The organism is Corallococcus exercitus (assembly GCF_003611585.1).
Taxonomy (GTDB): Bacteria; Myxococcota; Myxococcia; order Myxococcales; family Myxococcaceae; genus Corallococcus; species Corallococcus exercitus.
The window spans coordinates 1-391 of sequence record NZ_RAVW01000942.1; the positions used below are offsets into that span (position 1 = coordinate 1).

The 391-nt window shown below is 54.0% G+C and carries 1 protein-coding gene; it reads left to right on the plus strand.

Features of this window, described 5'->3' with window-relative positions:
• Window positions 1-29: 29 nt before the first annotated feature.
• Window positions 30-391: alpha/beta hydrolase (locus D7W79_RS42990; RefSeq protein ID WP_244222299.1), on the plus strand; the 362-nt coding region annotated here is incomplete at its 3' end.

Genomic DNA, 391 nt, shown 5'->3' on the forward strand with positions numbered 1-391 from the left:
TCTTAAAGGCGCTGCCTAACGTACCGTGGGTGGATCACACTCGCGTCGCGGCCTTTGGTTTCCGTTTCGGCGCTAACGTTGCCGTGCGTCTGGCATACCTTGAATCGCCGCGTCTGAAAGCGGTTGCCTGTCTTGGTCCGGTAGTTCATACCCTGTTGAGTGATTTTAAGGGCCAGCAACAGGTGCCGGAAATGTATCTTGACGTTCTGGCCAGTCGTTTGGGGATGCATGATGCTTCCGATGAAGCGTTGCGCGTGGAGCTGAATCGCTATTCATTAAAAGTGCAAGGATTGCTGGGACGTCGCTGCCCAACGCCAATGTTATCAGGCTACTGGAAGAACGATCCGTTCAGCCCGGAAGAGGACTCACGCTTAATCACCTCATCATCTGC